This is a genomic window from Hymenobacter lapidiphilus (genome assembly GCF_013377885.1).
Classification (GTDB): Bacteria; Bacteroidota; Bacteroidia; order Cytophagales; family Hymenobacteraceae; genus Hymenobacter; species Hymenobacter lapidiphilus.
This window is the reverse complement of record NZ_JABKAU010000002.1, coordinates 150974-164325: the sequence shown is the minus strand read 5'-3', so window position 1 is coordinate 164325 and position 13352 is coordinate 150974. Positions and strand designations below refer to the sequence as shown.

The 13352-nt window shown below is 63.6% G+C and carries 13 protein-coding genes; 8 read left to right on the top strand and 5 right to left on the bottom strand.

What is annotated here, in order from left to right:
* Positions 1 to 23 precede the first annotated feature (23 nt).
* Positions 24 to 1319, top strand: a complete 1296-nt coding sequence (locus HW554_RS01855) for a TPR end-of-group domain-containing protein (RefSeq protein ID WP_176906644.1) — start codon at positions 24 to 26, stop codon at positions 1317 to 1319.
* 75 nt (positions 1320 to 1394) lie between these two features.
* On the opposite strand, the gene meaB is transcribed toward HW554_RS01855, so the two are convergent.
* Positions 1395 to 2372: a methylmalonyl Co-A mutase-associated GTPase MeaB gene (meaB, locus tag HW554_RS01850; RefSeq protein ID WP_176906643.1), complete on the bottom strand. Its 978-nt coding sequence runs from the start codon at positions 2370 to 2372 to the stop codon at positions 1395 to 1397.
* Between the two features lie 246 nt (positions 2373 to 2618).
* On the opposite strand from meaB, the gene HW554_RS01845 reads away from it, so the two are divergent.
* Positions 2619 to 4013 carry a DUF5723 family protein gene (locus HW554_RS01845; protein WP_176906642.1) on the top strand — a complete coding sequence of 465 codons (1395 nt, stop codon included), beginning with the start codon at positions 2619 to 2621 and terminating at the stop codon, positions 4011 to 4013.
* Between the two features lie 166 nt (positions 4014 to 4179).
* On the opposite strand, the gene HW554_RS01840 is transcribed toward HW554_RS01845, so the two are convergent.
* The 3 genes from HW554_RS01840 to HW554_RS01830 all read right to left on the bottom strand — a co-directional run bounded on the left by HW554_RS01840 (position 4180) and on the right by HW554_RS01830 (position 6757).
* Positions 4180 to 5295 carry a TolB family protein gene (locus tag HW554_RS01840; RefSeq protein WP_176906641.1) on the bottom strand — a complete coding sequence of 372 codons (1116 nt, stop codon included), beginning with the start codon at positions 5293 to 5295 and terminating at the stop codon, positions 4180 to 4182.
* Between the two features lie 82 nt (positions 5296 to 5377).
* Entirely contained in the window at positions 5378 to 5956 is a 579-nt protein-coding gene (locus tag HW554_RS01835; RefSeq protein ID WP_176906640.1) for an NUDIX hydrolase, read from the bottom strand.
* Between the two features lie 33 nt (positions 5957 to 5989).
* Positions 5990 to 6757 (bottom strand): L,D-transpeptidase family protein, encoded by a 768-nt coding sequence (locus tag HW554_RS01830; RefSeq protein ID WP_176906639.1) that lies wholly within the window; start codon positions 6755 to 6757, stop codon positions 5990 to 5992.
* Between the two features lie 507 nt (positions 6758 to 7264).
* Between HW554_RS01830 and HW554_RS01825 the strand changes: the two genes are divergently transcribed.
* From HW554_RS01825 to HW554_RS01800, 6 genes are all read left to right on the top strand, one after another.
* On the top strand, positions 7265 to 8218 hold the full coding sequence (locus HW554_RS01825) for an alpha/beta hydrolase (RefSeq protein WP_176906638.1): 954 nt from the start codon (positions 7265 to 7267) through the stop codon (positions 8216 to 8218).
* 129 nt (positions 8219 to 8347) lie between these two features.
* Entirely contained in the window at positions 8348 to 8758 is a 411-nt protein-coding gene (locus HW554_RS01820; protein ID WP_176906637.1) for a DUF4174 domain-containing protein, read from the top strand.
* 165 nt (positions 8759 to 8923) lie between these two features.
* A complete protein-coding gene (locus HW554_RS01815; RefSeq protein ID WP_176906636.1) occupies positions 8924 to 9586 on the top strand; it encodes a DUF2461 domain-containing protein in 663 nt (220 codons plus the stop codon).
* Between the two features lie 255 nt (positions 9587 to 9841).
* Positions 9842 to 10993 (top strand): geranylgeranyl reductase family protein, encoded by a 1152-nt coding sequence (locus tag HW554_RS01810; RefSeq protein WP_176906635.1) that lies wholly within the window; start codon positions 9842 to 9844, stop codon positions 10991 to 10993.
* 344 nt (positions 10994 to 11337) lie between these two features.
* Positions 11338 to 12111 carry a CPBP family intramembrane glutamic endopeptidase gene (locus HW554_RS01805; RefSeq protein WP_176906634.1) on the top strand — a complete coding sequence of 258 codons (774 nt, stop codon included), beginning with the start codon at positions 11338 to 11340 and terminating at the stop codon, positions 12109 to 12111.
* 168 nt (positions 12112 to 12279) lie between these two features.
* Positions 12280 to 12759 carry an ankyrin repeat domain-containing protein gene (locus HW554_RS01800; RefSeq protein WP_176906633.1) on the top strand — a complete coding sequence of 160 codons (480 nt, stop codon included), beginning with the start codon at positions 12280 to 12282 and terminating at the stop codon, positions 12757 to 12759.
* Positions 12760 to 12854: 95 nt separating this feature from the next.
* On the opposite strand, the gene HW554_RS01795 is transcribed toward HW554_RS01800, so the two are convergent.
* Positions 12855 to 13286 (bottom strand): hypothetical protein, encoded by a 432-nt coding sequence (locus tag HW554_RS01795; protein WP_176906632.1) that lies wholly within the window; start codon positions 13284 to 13286, stop codon positions 12855 to 12857.
* Positions 13287 to 13352: the final 66 nt, after the last annotated feature.

Here is a 13352-nt window from a genome sequence, read left to right as displayed (position 1 = left end):
TGTGTCATCAATTATTCTCTCTTATGAAGGCTATACTCCGGTTTCGTAGCTTGTTACCTACGGTTGCCTTACTGCTAATCGGTTACGCGGCCAAGGCCCAGCAGGCCGCTGTTCCGATGCCGCTGGATTCGTTGCGCGCCCGTGCCCGGCAGCTGGCCGTTGCCAAGCAGTACCCGCAAGCGGCGGCCCGCTACGCAACGCTGGCCCGGGCCGAGCCGCACCGCAGTGCTCAGGCCAGTGCTTTCTATAACGCCGCGTGCTATTATGCGCTGGCCGGCGACACCAACCAAGCACTACGGCAGTTGGGAGCTGCCCAGAAAGCCGGTTATACAAATGCCGATCATACTCGCCAAGACAGCGACCTGAACAGTCTGCGTGCTATGCCGCAATTCCAGGCGTTGCTGAAACGCATGGAGCAGGCCACCGCCAGGCAGGCTAATCCCGAACAGGTCCGGTTCGTAACCACTGATATCGACAACTTCTGGCGTGCCTACGACCACGCCGCCCGCGACCCGGCCCGCCGCCAGCAAATACTCGAGCGCGAGTATTTTGGCAAGGCCAGCGTGGGGCTGGAGGATTACTTCGACCTCAAAATCAGGCAGGTGAATCGCTTGGTGCAAAAGCTCGACACCACACCGGCCTACTACCAGGCTATCCGATCGAACACGCTGCAGATTGCCGCCATGAAGCCGCAGGTGCTGGCTGGCTTCCGCAAGCTGAAGGAACTGTACCCGCCCGCCCGTTTTGCCGACGTGTACTTTGTGATTGGCGGTTTCAACTCGGGTGGTACGGCCACTCCCAATGGGCTGTTGATTGGGGCCGATATGCGGGCCCGCTCCCCTGAGGTGCCCCTGCACGAGTTGAGTTTGTGGGACCGGAACAACTCAGGACCCCTGGCCGAAATACCCAGCATAGTAGCGCATGAGCAAATTCATTTTCTTCAGAAAAATACTGCTGGTGCCAGCCTGCTGAGCGGAGCCATCAACGAAGGCATGGCCGATTTCCTGGCCGAGCTCACGACGGGCCAGCAGCCCAACGCCCGCCTCCAGCCCTACGGCGATGCCCACGAGAAAGCACTATGGGCGGAGTTCAAGCGGGAAATGGCCGGTAGCAATTGGGGCAACTGGATTGCCAACAGCGACCAGGAAACCCCCGATAAGCCCGCCGACCTGGGCTACTACGTGGGCTACCGCATCTGCCAGGCTTACTATGATGCAATTCCGGATAAAAAGCAGGCCGTTTATGATATGCTGAATATCGGCGACTTCCCGGCTTTTTTGCAAAAGAGCCGCTACGAGCAAAAGCTGGCCAACCGCTAGTGCTAATAGCCCGGTGCTGCAAGATTTGTGGGGAGTTAGCGTACCGCAAGTCATTCACCAGCGAGCAACGCGCCCCTACAGCCCCAACAGCTCCCCGGCCGCGCCGAAAGCCGATTTGCGGCCCTCGCGTACGGCCTGCTCCACGGCGGCCAGCTGCTCGCGCACGGCGGGGCGCTGGTAGAACTGGGTTTCCAGATTCTGGCGAATCGTTTCGTGCAGCCAGTGCATATTTTGCTCCTGGCGGCGCTGCCCGAAGTAGCCGCTTTCCTGCGTTTGCTGCACGTAGCGCGTGATGATTTCCCACACCGTGGGTACACCCTGGCCCGTGAGGGCCGAACTGACCGTTACCTCGGGAACCCAGCCGCTGGGCGCCAGCGGGTACAGGTGCAACGCGTTCTGGTACTCGCGGCGGGCCCGGCGGGCAGCCAGTTCGTTGCCCTGGTCGGCCTTGGTGATGCTGATGGCGTCGGCCATTTCCATGATGCCCTTTTTGATGCCCTGCAACTCGTCGCCGGCCCCGGCCAGCATCAGCAGCAGGAAAAAATCGACCATGCCGTGCACGGCGGTTTCGCTCTGGCCCACGCCCACCGTTTCCACAAAAATAACGTCGTGGCCGGCCGCCTCGCATAGTAGCAGCGCCTCGCGGGTGCTGCGCGTAACGCCACCCAGGCTGCGGCCGGCCGGCGAGGGCCGGATGAACGCCTGCGGATGAAAGGCCAGCTCGTTCATGCGGGTTTTGTCGCCCAGAATGCTGCCGCCGCTGCGTTGGCTGGTGGGGTCGACGGCCAGCACCGCCAGCCGGTGGCCCTGCTCGCGCACCAGATGCAGGCCCAGGGCCTCAATAAACGTGCTTTTGCCCACACCCGGCACGCCCGTAATGCCCACCCGCACCGAGTGGCCGGCGTGGGGCAGCACCGCGTCGAGCACCTGCTGGGCCAATTCCTGGTCGGAGGGCAGCGTGCTTTCTACCAGGGTAATAGCCTGGCTGAGCCGCACGCGGTTGCCGGCCAGAATCCCCTCGATATAGTCGGAAGCAGAAAAGCGTTTGGGCACGGGGAAAGCAGGGTAGAACGTTATCTTTGGAGCCAATCGTGGTTCACAGAGAACGTCATGCTGAGCGAAGGCGGAGCCGCAGCCGCAGCCGAAGCATCTCTACCGCAATGCTAGACACTCAGGAGTATGGAGTTACTTGTTGCGGTAGAGATGCTTCGGCTGCGGCTGCGGCTCCGCCTTCGCTCAGCATGACAGTTTTGACAAGACCACTTGTGCAAGCTACTTCCCCTGCCTCAATTTACGCCCATGAACCGTTTTTTACTCCTGACTACTGCCGGCCTGCTGGCGCTGCCCGGGGCCGGCTGGGCCCAGAACGAACTGAGCAACTTTACGGCCACCGGCCGGGGCGGGGTAGCCACCACATTTGCCACCGACTACCAGTCCATCGGCATCAACCCGGCCAACCTGGGCCGCAAGGGTGGGGCGCTGGTGGCGTTTACCATCGGCGAGGTGGGGGCCGGCGTAAGTTCGCAGGCCCTCACGCGGCAGCAGCTGCGCAAGTTTGTGTTTGATACCAACGAGGCCCTCACGCCAGCCCAGAAGCAGGAATCCGCCCGCGCATTTACTTCCGACAACGTGGCCAACTTCAGCATCGATGCTACTACCGTGGGGCTGTCGGTGCAGCTGCCGGTGGTGGGGGGCGTGGCCGTCAGCCACCGGCTGCGTACTTCCGGGCACATCGGCCTGAACAAGAACGCGGCCGAACTAGCGTTTTTGGGTCGTAATGCGCCCATTTACCAATCGACGACGGCCGGTAATGTGCCGCTGGTGTCGGAGGCGCTGGCCGGCACCAACCTGCAACTGGCGGCCCTGAGCGAGTTCAACTTGGCCTGGGGCACACGCATACTCGATCTGCCGCTATTCCAGCTCTCGGCCGGGGCCGGCTACCGCTATATCCAGGGTGTGGGCATCATTGATATTCGGGTGGAGCCGGGCAATTTGCGAGCCTACAGCTCCCTCTCGCCGCTGTTCAACGTCGATTACGGCAACGTAACCACCAACCCCAGCTTCAACCTGAAAACCGGCGCGGGCCTCAAACCCGTGGGCGAGGGCCACGGCTTCGATGTGGGCCTGGCCGCCGAAGTAGGCAAGGCCGTGCGCCTGGGCCTGGCCCTCACCGACCTGGGCCACATGACCTGGACCGGCAACCTGCTCACGGCCAACGACCAGAAGCTCAAGAAACTCAAGTCGGAAGGCATCGGCTCCTACAACTTCATCAAGGAAGCCGCCGAAATATTTGGCACCGGCACCGATAGCCTGTTCGAGTACAAGGCCGATCAGGAGCGTCGCGCCGACCTGCCCACCAAGCTGCGGGCCGGGGTGGGGGTGCGCCTGAGCGAGTATTTCGAGGCCGGTCTCGACGTTACGCTGCCCCTCAACGACGTAGCCGGCAACTTCACCAAGCCCTTCGTTGGCGCGGGCCTCGATTTCAAGCCCACCCGCTGGCTGCGCCTGAGTAGCGGCCTGAGTGGTGGCGCAGGCTATGGCCTGAGCGTGCCGCTGGGTATCACGTTGGCCACCACGCACTATGAAGCCGGTATCAGCACCCGCGACGTGGTGGGGCTGGTTGCTTCCGAAAACCCCTACCTCTCCGTCGCCGCCGGTTTTCTGCGGTTCCGGTTGGGCGGGAAGAGTGACTAAGTTGGTTACTGAACGCTGTAGGGGCGGGGCTTGTCCCCGCCCGCCGTTCGCACCATTTCAACGATAATCGTTCAACAGCTTCAACGGCGGGCGGGGACAAGCCCCGCCCCTACAGCGTGCTTTAAGCTGTGTGTGCTCCGGAATGATGGTTCACGCACTCACCGGCTCATTTCGGCTCGGTGATGAAGTTGGGCAGACCCAGCTTGCCGCGACGACCCCCGAGTTTGAGGCCGTCATCCACGTAGCTGGCCTCGGCGGCGTTGGGGTTTTTGATGACGCCCAGAAACGGGTTGTCTTCGCGCGAAACGTAGATGTTGCCGTCGGGGGCGCGCTGCAGGGAGCCCACTTTGCGGTTGGCCGACTTGCCGATAACCGTCGCTTTACCGCTTTTCAGATCAATCTGGTAAATCTGGGCCTGGCCGCCGCCTTCGCCGTTGCTGGAACCGTAGAGCTTGCTGCCATCGGGCGAAAACTCGACGCCGTAGGCCTCGGGGTAGGGGCCATAGGAGCGCGGGTTGCGCACCTGGCCGGTGGTGCGGTCGAAGTCGAATACCTCATATTTATTGGCTTCGCGCCACAGAGCCAACGCTAACTGTCGGCCATCGGGCGAGAATTTCATGGCCCCGATGGCGTTGCGGCCGGGGCCGGCATGCATGCTGCCCACGTTGCTCATAACGGGCTTGCTCTGCACGCCTTCGGGCGTTACAAGGTAGCTCACGAAGGCATTTGAATTCCAGCGGTGGGCCACCACCCACACGTCGCGGCCGTTCTGGTGGCGCACGGCGGCCAACTTCTCGGCTACTGGGGCCACGAGCAGGGCGTTGAGGCGTACCAAGTCGCCCAGGCCGTTGTCGCGGGTCATGTCGAGGGTAGAGTAGCGCAGGCCGTTAGGGCCACCCTGGGCACCCGTGGTGAAGATGTAGAAGATGTTGCCGCTGCCCGGATCGGGCACAATCAGGGCGCTCTGGGTGCTGGAGCCCGAGCCCATCAGCTTGCGGCCATTGGGCATTATTTGGTGCTGGCGGTTGAACACCAACTCGCCATTGGTATAAAACAGCAGCTGGCCCTGCTTATTGGTTGCCACGGCCGAACCCTCGTAGGTGGCCATCTTGCTGATGAGCAACGGTGTGGGCGCGCCGCCATCGGCCGGGAACTGCAGGCCCGCCTGCTGCCCAAACAGCCAGATGGACTGCTGTTGCTGCTGGGCCAGCGCCGCACCTGGCAGCAGCGCGGCTAGAAATGGCAAAACAAGGGCGAAGCGGAGAAAAGCGAAGATTTTCATATCAGCTACAAACGTAATATCGTGCCAGATTGAGGTATGGGGCTTCGGCAGGTAGTTAGTATCTGCTGGATTGGCTGCCCCGCTAGCGTGCGCCCAACTCCCACTCGCCGGCCAGCAGGCGCGGTAGCAGCGGCTGCAGAATGCGGTAGCTCGCGCCCCAAAGTGGGTAGCGCCCCTCGGGCCCCACGCGGTAGAAGGGCACCTGCCGTGGCCCCGGCCAGCCGGCCAGCTCCCAGATTTCCTCGGTGTGGGTGGCCGGAGCGGCCAGGTGGCGCAGCGGAATTTCCAGCACCTCATCCACCTCCGACACCTGCCGCTGCCAGGCGGCCGGCCGCTCAATACGGCCCAGAAACGGGCTGATGCGGAAGCCCGAGGGCACGGGCACAGTAGGCAGGGCCGCCAGCAGCTCGACGCTGGTGGTGGGCAGGCCGATTTCCTCGAACGCCTCGCGTCTGGCCGTAGTCCATAGGTCGGCGGCGTCCTGGGGCTCGGGCTTGCCGCCGGGGAAAGCTAGCTGCCCGCCATGCACCCCGAAGGCCGTCCGCCGCACCATCACGACGTGCAATTCGCCAGCCGCGTCGCGGAAAACGGGCACCAGCACTGCAGCAGCTCGTAGGTTAGGCGGCAGCGGGAAATCGTGGATGGAAAGCGAGAGGGCCATGCTGCAAGATACTGCCGCCGGCAGCACCCGGGCTCAGCGGGCTACATAGGTCCCGTCGGCAGCCAGCGTAATGGTGGGTAGCTGGCGGTGGGTTTCGAAGTACGCATACCCCGGGGCCAGCTCCTGCCAGAACGCCAGATGCGGGCTGGCCTGTCGGCGGGCCAGCTGGTCGGCCGACAGTTCAAACGGGAAGATGTGCACCGGAATGCTGAGCTGCCCGGCGCTGTAGGCTTCCACGGCCAGCACATATAGCTCCCGAATGCCCGCATCGGTGATGGGCAGGCAGCCGATAGTTTCGTTGGAGCCGTGTAGAAAAATATTGTCGCCGGGGTCGAGGCCGGGGGCGGTGCGCCGCTGGTCGGCCGCGTTGGGGTAATCGAGGCCCAGCGAAAGCAGGTACTGGCTATTGGGGTTGAAGCGGTTGATGGTGTAGAATCCCTCCGGAATCTGCCGGTCGCCGGCCCGGCGCTTGGGGCCCAGCGTGCCCGAAGTGCCGGCAAGCCCGAAGGTGCGCAGCAGTACAAACGGCCCCTCGCCCCGGTTGCGGGCCCATACTTCCACCCGCCGCCCAATTTTGAAGGCCCGCACGAATAGCTCCAGCTGTTCGGCAACCAGCCCGTTGCGGCGCAACAGGTGCTGCACTGGTGCCTGGTATTGGGCATAGGCCTCGCGCACCCGGGGGTAGCGCAGCTGCCCGGTGCGGAAGTTGGCTTCGGGGTCGGGCAGATGAGTGGCCGGGCGGGCCGCCAGCGCCACCACCAGTACCAGCGCCGCCACCGATAGAAAGAAAAGATTCCGCATCGGGAAGCAGGTGAAAATATCGAAGCTGTTTAGGAAGTACCCGGAATCAATTAGAACGTCATGCTGAGCTTGTCGAAGCATCTCTACCGCTTCGCTGAATGACTGTAACGAAACGGTAGAGATGCTTCGACAAGCTCAGCATGACGTTCTTTTGACTTTCTAAACAGCTTCATCGTCAAAAGTAGGAAGCAACACCCTAACTCGGAATCCGGCCAGACTGATATAGAGCCAAGTTCGCGGAGGGCGCTGTAGGGGCGGGGACAAGCCCCGCCCGCCGTTCGCGCCGCTGCAACAGTAACCGTTTAATGGTAAGCGTTTAATGTTAACCGTTCAACGGCGGGCGGGGACAAGCCCCGCCCCTACACCGGTCTTCGCAATCTGGGTTAATCCAAGCTGCGAATGATGTAGCCAACTGCTGCATCTCTACGGCAGGATACGCCGTTCTCGAAATGGCATTACAGGGCCGGTTAAATTGCCGGATTTGGTATTTCTGCGTACACTGCCCACATGAAACCTCCTTACCAGCCCGACCCGCTCGGCCCCGATTTCAGCCAGCTGGTGCTGCCCCAACTGCCCGACTACGAAGGCGCCGTGCAGGCCGTGCTGGTGCGTTACCTGCCCACGCCCGCCGCCCCTAACGTCGGGGCCGTGCTCTATGTGCACGGTTTCAACGACTACTTTTTTCAGCGCGAAATGGCCGCGCAGTACGCCGCCCACGGCTACCACTTCTTCGCCCTCGACCTGCGCAAGTACGGTCGGGCCCTGCTGCCCCACCAGCGCCCCAACAATGTGCGCGACCTGAGCGAGTATGACGCCGACCTTGATGCGGCCCTGGCCAAAATCCGGGCCGCCGGCCACTCGCGCCTCGTACTCAGTGGCCACTCTACCGGCGGCCTGATTACGGCCCGGTACGCGGCCCGGCACCCGGCCAGCTTTGTGGCGTTGGTGCTCAATAGCCCGTTTCTGGCCCTCAATCAGCCGTGGCTACAGCGCAAGCTAGCCGCGCCGCTGGCCGGAATGCTGGGCCGGGCGCTACCCAATTTGCCCCTGCCCGCCGGTCTGCCCGATACCTACGGCCAGAGCCTGCATCAGGCCTATCGGGGCGAGTGGGACTACAACCTGGCCTGGAAGCCCAACCACGTTTTTGGGGTGAATGCGGGCTGGCTGGGCGCTATCCTGCGCGGCCAGCGGCAGGTACGCCGCGGGCTGGAGTTGCCGCTGCCCGTACTGGTGCTGCACACCGGGCGCAGCGCCGGCGGCCGGCAATGGCGGGAGGAGTTCCGGCGCGCCGATATCGTGCTCAACGTGGCCGACATCCGCCGCCTCGGGCCCCACCTGGGGCCGCACGTAACAATGCAAGCCATTCCCGACGCCGTGCATGACGTCTTTCTGTCGGCTCCTGATGTGCGGGCTGCTGCCTATGCGACGCTGTTTCGCTGGCTGGCAGCACAGGTTGGCTGAGGGGTAACTTCGCCCCGGTGAAAAGCCAGTGTTGCGAAGCCCCGGCTGCCCCGGCTAAAAAACAGGGCACCACTCCAGCGGCTCCGGCGTTAGAGGCGTATGCTGATCCGAATATCCGTTCTTCTGCTGATGACTGTAACGCTGTTGCCGGCCGCTACCACCCAGGCCCAAATCACCCCCGCCGCCTCTCTGGCCAGTACCTTAAAAGCGGCCCATTGGCGGCAGCGGGTGCTGCTCATCTGCGCGCCCACTGCTACCGATGCCCAGCTGCTGAAGCAGCGTGCCTTGCTGCAAACTGCCCGGGCTGGCCTCACCGAGCGCAACCTGCTGGTGCGGGAGTTGCCCTGGGCCAGCCTCCCGGAAGCCGACCGAAACTACCTGCGCCAACTGGGCGGGTCGCCGGATTCGTTCCGGGTGCTGCTCATCGGCAAAGACGGAGGCGTGAAGCGGCGCGATACGGAGCCGGTTACGCCAGCGGCCCTGTTTGCCACCATCGACGGCATGCCCATGCGCCGCCAGGAGATGAAGCGGGTTAAGTAAGCCAGTTACTAGAAGGGTAGGTCATTCAGAGCGCAGCGAAGAATCTCGCGTGCAATGCTAACTCCTGACAACAGAATTACTTTGGCACGCGAGATTCTTCGCTGCGCTCTGAATGACGTGCTTTCTGATGACCGACAACCAACCGCTGCCGCTACCTTTGCTGCCATGAACCAAGCTGCCCTTTTCGACTTTCTGACCGAGCTTACCCGCCACAACGAGCGGGAGTGGTTTCAAGCCCACAAGCCTGCCTACGACCAGCTACGGCGCGAATTTGAAGTGCTGGTCGGGCAAATTCTGGCAGCGCTGGCCGCCGAAGAACCCGCCTTAGCCACGCTGGAAGCCAAAAAGTGCATCTTCCGTATCTACCGCGACGTGCGGTTTTCCAAGCGCAAGGAGCCCTACAAAACCCACTTCAGCGCCTACTTTTCGGTGGGTGGTAAGCAGAGTGTCGGGCCCGGCTACTATTTTCAGCTCGGCCCCGGGGGCCAGACGATGCTGGCCGGCGGCATCTACCAGCCCGAAAAAGAGCAGCTGGCCCGCATCCGCCAGGAAATCGACTACAACGGCCCGGCGCTGCACCGCATCCTCGAAGCGCCCGCCTTCCGCCAGCTCTACGCCGGCCTCGAGGGCGAGCAGCTCAAGCGCCCGCCCGCCGGCTACCCCGCCGACCACCCCGATATTGAGTACCTCAAACACAAAAGCTTCGTCGTATCGCACCCGGTGGCCGATGCTACGGCCCGCCAGCTCAACCTGGCCGAGTACGTCCCCGCCGCCTTCCGCACCATGCGCCCGTTCTCCGATTTTCTGCGCGACGCGGTGGAGGGGTAGGAGGGAAAAGTGAGGTGGTAAGGGAAGGTGGTAGGGGGGAATGGCGAGGTGGTAAGGGGGGAGTAAGAGAAACGGTTGTCATGCTGAGCGAAGGCGGAGCCGCAGCCGAAGCATCTCTACCGCTTCGTTGCCACCCACCCCCCGTCAGGGTTACCATTGCGGTAGAGATGCTTCGACTGCGCTCCGCTTCGCTCAGCATGACCGTTATTTGTGTTCGCCACTTTCCCCCATCGTCCCAATCATCCCACCCCAAAAATGCCCTACGATTACGATGTGCTGATAGTGGGAGCGGGGCCGGCGGGTACGGCCTGCGCGCTGGGGCTGGCCGGCAGCGGCCTGCGGGTAGGTCTGCTCGATAAGGCGCAATTCCCGCGCGACAAGGTGTGCGGCGACGCCATTCCCAGCCCCGCCCTCAAGGCCCTCACCCGCCTCAACCCCGCTTGGGCCGCCGAGCTGCGCGAACTTACGGCCGGCCACCGCACCGACATGCGCACCAGCCGCCTCGTGTCGCCGGCCGGCACCGGCGTGAGCGTGCATTGGCAGGCGCCGGCCTTCAACTCGCCGCGCCTGCATTTCGATGATGCCCTGCTCACGCTTGTGCGCCGCCGCACCAATACCGACATCCGTGAGAACAGCCCCGTGAAAACCGTAACGGCCGATGCCGACGGCGCGGCGGTGCAGCTCGCCGACGGCAGCCGCCTCATGGCCCGCCTGCTCATCGGCTGCGACGGGGCCCATTCGGCCGTAGCCCGCGCCCTGGCCCCCGCGCCCCTCGACCGGACCCGGCACTGCGCCGCCGTGCGGGCCTACTTCGAAGACGTGGACGACGTGCCCGCCACCACCAGCGACTTTCTGTTTCTGGGGCGTTACCGGGCCGGCTACTGCTGGGTGTTCCCGGTGGGCGCGGGCCGTTTCAACGTGGGCTTCGGCATGCTTTCCTCGGATGTGGCGCGCCAGAAACTCGACCTGAAACTGGTGTTGCAGGAGCTGCTCGAAACCCACCCGCACCTGGTGCCGCGTTTCACCCGGGCCCGCCAACTCGGCCCAATTCAAGGTTTCGGGCTGCCACTGGGTGGCTCTAGCCGGCCCCTTACCGGAACCCGCGCCCTGCTCTGCGGCGACGCGGCCGCCCTCATCGACCCGCTGCAGGGCCACGGCATCGATACGGCCGTTATCAGCGGGCTGCTGGCCGCCGAGCACGCCGCCCGCTGCTGCGCCGCCAACACCTTCGGCCCCGAGGCCCTCGCGCCCTACGCCGCCGCCGTGGAGCGCCGCCTGGGCCGCGACCTGGCCCGCCGCTACCGCCTCATGCGCCTGCTGGCCCGCGCCCCCTGGCTGGTCGAAGGGGCGTTCCGGGCCGCCCAATGGCCCCCGCTGCGCCGGGTGCTGGTGCGGGCCATGGCGTAGTTGGGTGATGAGGTAATGGGGTGAGGAAGTGGTAAGGAAATAAAGCTGAAGCCGTTTACAAAGTCCCCGGAATCAATCAGAACGTCATGTTGAGCCTGTCGAAGCATCTCTACCGCAGTGGCATGTCTACTTTGGTGGTAGAGATGCTTCGACTGCGCTCAGCATGACGTTCTGATTGATTCCGGGGACTTTGTAAACGGCTTCAAGGAGGGGAAATTGGGGCTGAAGCAGTTCAACCCCGAGTTGGGGGACTTCATCGGATTTTTCCCCGGATTACCGCTTTTCTCATTTCCTGACGGGGGCTGGTGCCGCACTTTTGAGGCATCACTACTACCTCAAACGTCATGAAAAAGCGCCTCTTACTTGTAGCCGTTACATTTTCAACCTTCCTACTGGCGCTGTATGGCCCTGGCTACGCCATGCAACTGCTGGGCGTGGAGCCCAGCGAACTTTCCAAGCTGGAAACCCTGCTTTACATCTCCTGCTCGTGGATTTGGGTTCCGATGCTGATGCTGGCAATTTGGTGCGGCCCCCGTCGGGTGCTGTCGGAACTGGGTTGGCAGGCCCCCATTGGCACGGGGCTGCTGATGGGCCTCGGCTGTACCCTGCCCATGCTGCTGGGCTACGCGGTGCTGTTTCCGCTCACCACCAAGGCGGGTCCGGCCCTGCTTTCGGGGTTGTTTGGTGGCGCGCTACTGGCTGGCTTGCGCGAGGAAACGCTGTTTCGGGGCTTCCTCTTCGGCCAGCTCTACCGCCACGGAAAGCTGCCCTGGCTGCTGGTGATTCTGGTCGAGTCTGGTATTTTCGCCTCGCTGCACCTTTACCAGAGCCATGATTTTATGTCCGCCGTCAGCGTGATGGCCATCACGTTTGGGGGTGGGGTCTGGTTCGGCTGGCTCTTCAAAAGCTGGAAAAATCTGTGGGTGCCCATCTTCCTGCACGTGTTTATGAACGGGTGGTGGATGCTGTTTGAGGTGGATAATTCGGCCGTGGGCAGCGTAGGGGCCAACGTGTTTCGGGTGTTAACCATCGTGCTTTCCGTAGTGATTACGCGCCGGCACCTGCGCCGCCAAGCGCAGCTGGCCCTGCCGATGGAGTCTAAGTTGGCCGTGGCGTAAGTCTCCTGAATGCGCCATTGCCGAATTCACCGTGCCGGAATCCATTGCGCGCTTTGGCCGTATGAGGGGCCTGGGCGGCCCATTATGGGTGGCCCGATAATGCGCATCCTCGCGCTTGCCGGCGGTATCCCGCCTCTGCTCGCCTACACCCAACCAACTCACCCGCCCATGTCCGCCACTGACCTGCAAGACCAGCTACTTGCCGCCGTCCGCCAAAACGATGCGGCAACCATCACGCGCCTGCTGGCCGAAGGGGCCAACGCTAACGCCCCCGACGGCCGCGGCTTCACGCCCCTCGTGCTGGCCGCCTACGACGCCCACCTCGACGCCACCCGCGCCCTGCTCGCCGGCGGGGCCAACCCCAACCAGCCCGTCGGTGGCGGTAACACCGTCCTGATGGGCGTCGCGTTCAAGGGCCACACCGGCATGGCCCAGCTGCTCCTCGACCACGGGGCCGAACTCAACGCCCGCAACGGCGAGGGCAGCACGGCCCTCATGTTCGCCGTGCTGTTCGGCCGCCACGAATTCCTCGACCTGCTCCTCGCCGCCGGGGCCGATGCCACCCTGCGCGACAACAAAGGCCAATCGGCCCGCGACCTGGCCCGCCAAAAAGGCAACGACCACGCCCTGGCGGTGCTGCCCGAGTAGCCCCAACCGGCTCCTCCCGAAACGCTCAACGCCCCGCCCTCCGGTTTGCCAGGAGGCGGGGCGTTGGCATGTATCGTTCAGCAGTAGGCCGGTAATCAGGCAATAGCTGCCGCGTCGAGTTGGTCGAGAGTTGCTACCGAGCCGGGCAGTTGGGTGCGGTGCAGCAGCTGCGCCAGCTCCGGGGGCAGTTCGGCCAGCAGCAGCGGCACCGCTGGGCGGGCCACCAGCTGGTAGCGTGAATCAGCGCGGTTGTGCAGGTTGGTTTTGGCGAACGAGAACAGGCCGCGCCGGGCGTAGCGGGCCGCACCGGATGCTTCGGCCATATCGACGCCTTCCGCCAGCTGCGCCGCCCCGGTTTCCGGCCGCGTGAGGAAGTGCTGGTGCAGCCCCAGTAAATCGGCCTGCGAGGCGGCTACCGAGCCCGGCAGCACCCCGCCGCCCGACGCCACGTGCAGCACATGGCCCGCCGCATCGGTGGCAAACCAGTCAATATCGGCGTCGATTTGGTCGTGGTCGGGGATGAGCATTAATGATTGCTGAAATCTAGCAAACTATATAGCGGTTTCGCGAACGGTGCATCCAGCCCGATGTGG

Excerpts from the sequence above, each read along its gene's own strand:
- HW554_RS01855 (WP_176906644.1), top strand. The coding sequence starts at position 24 with ATGAAGGCTATACTCCGGTTTCGTAGCTTGTTACCTACGGTTGCCTTA.
- HW554_RS01845 (WP_176906642.1), top strand. The coding sequence starts at position 2,619 with ATGAACCGTTTTTTACTCCTGACTACTGCCGGCCTGCTGGCGCTGCCC.
- HW554_RS01840 (WP_176906641.1), bottom strand. The coding sequence starts at position 5,295 with ATGAAAATCTTCGCTTTTCTCCGCTTCGCCCTTGTTTTGCCATTTCTA.
- HW554_RS01835 (WP_176906640.1), bottom strand. The coding sequence starts at position 5,956 with ATGGCCCTCTCGCTTTCCATCCACGATTTCCCGCTGCCGCCTAACCTA.
- HW554_RS01830 (WP_176906639.1), bottom strand. The coding sequence starts at position 6,757 with ATGCGGAATCTTTTCTTTCTATCGGTGGCGGCGCTGGTACTGGTGGTG.
- HW554_RS01825 (WP_176906638.1), top strand. The coding sequence starts at position 7,265 with ATGAAACCTCCTTACCAGCCCGACCCGCTCGGCCCCGATTTCAGCCAG.
- HW554_RS01820 (WP_176906637.1), top strand. The coding sequence starts at position 8,348 with ATGACTGTAACGCTGTTGCCGGCCGCTACCACCCAGGCCCAAATCACC.
- HW554_RS01815 (WP_176906636.1), top strand. The coding sequence starts at position 8,924 with ATGAACCAAGCTGCCCTTTTCGACTTTCTGACCGAGCTTACCCGCCAC.
- HW554_RS01810 (WP_176906635.1), top strand. The coding sequence starts at position 9,842 with ATGCCCTACGATTACGATGTGCTGATAGTGGGAGCGGGGCCGGCGGGT.
- HW554_RS01805 (WP_176906634.1), top strand. The coding sequence starts at position 11,338 with ATGAAAAAGCGCCTCTTACTTGTAGCCGTTACATTTTCAACCTTCCTA.
- HW554_RS01800 (WP_176906633.1), top strand. The coding sequence starts at position 12,280 with ATGTCCGCCACTGACCTGCAAGACCAGCTACTTGCCGCCGTCCGCCAA.
- HW554_RS01795 (WP_176906632.1), bottom strand. The coding sequence starts at position 13,286 with ATGCTCATCCCCGACCACGACCAAATCGACGCCGATATTGACTGGTTT.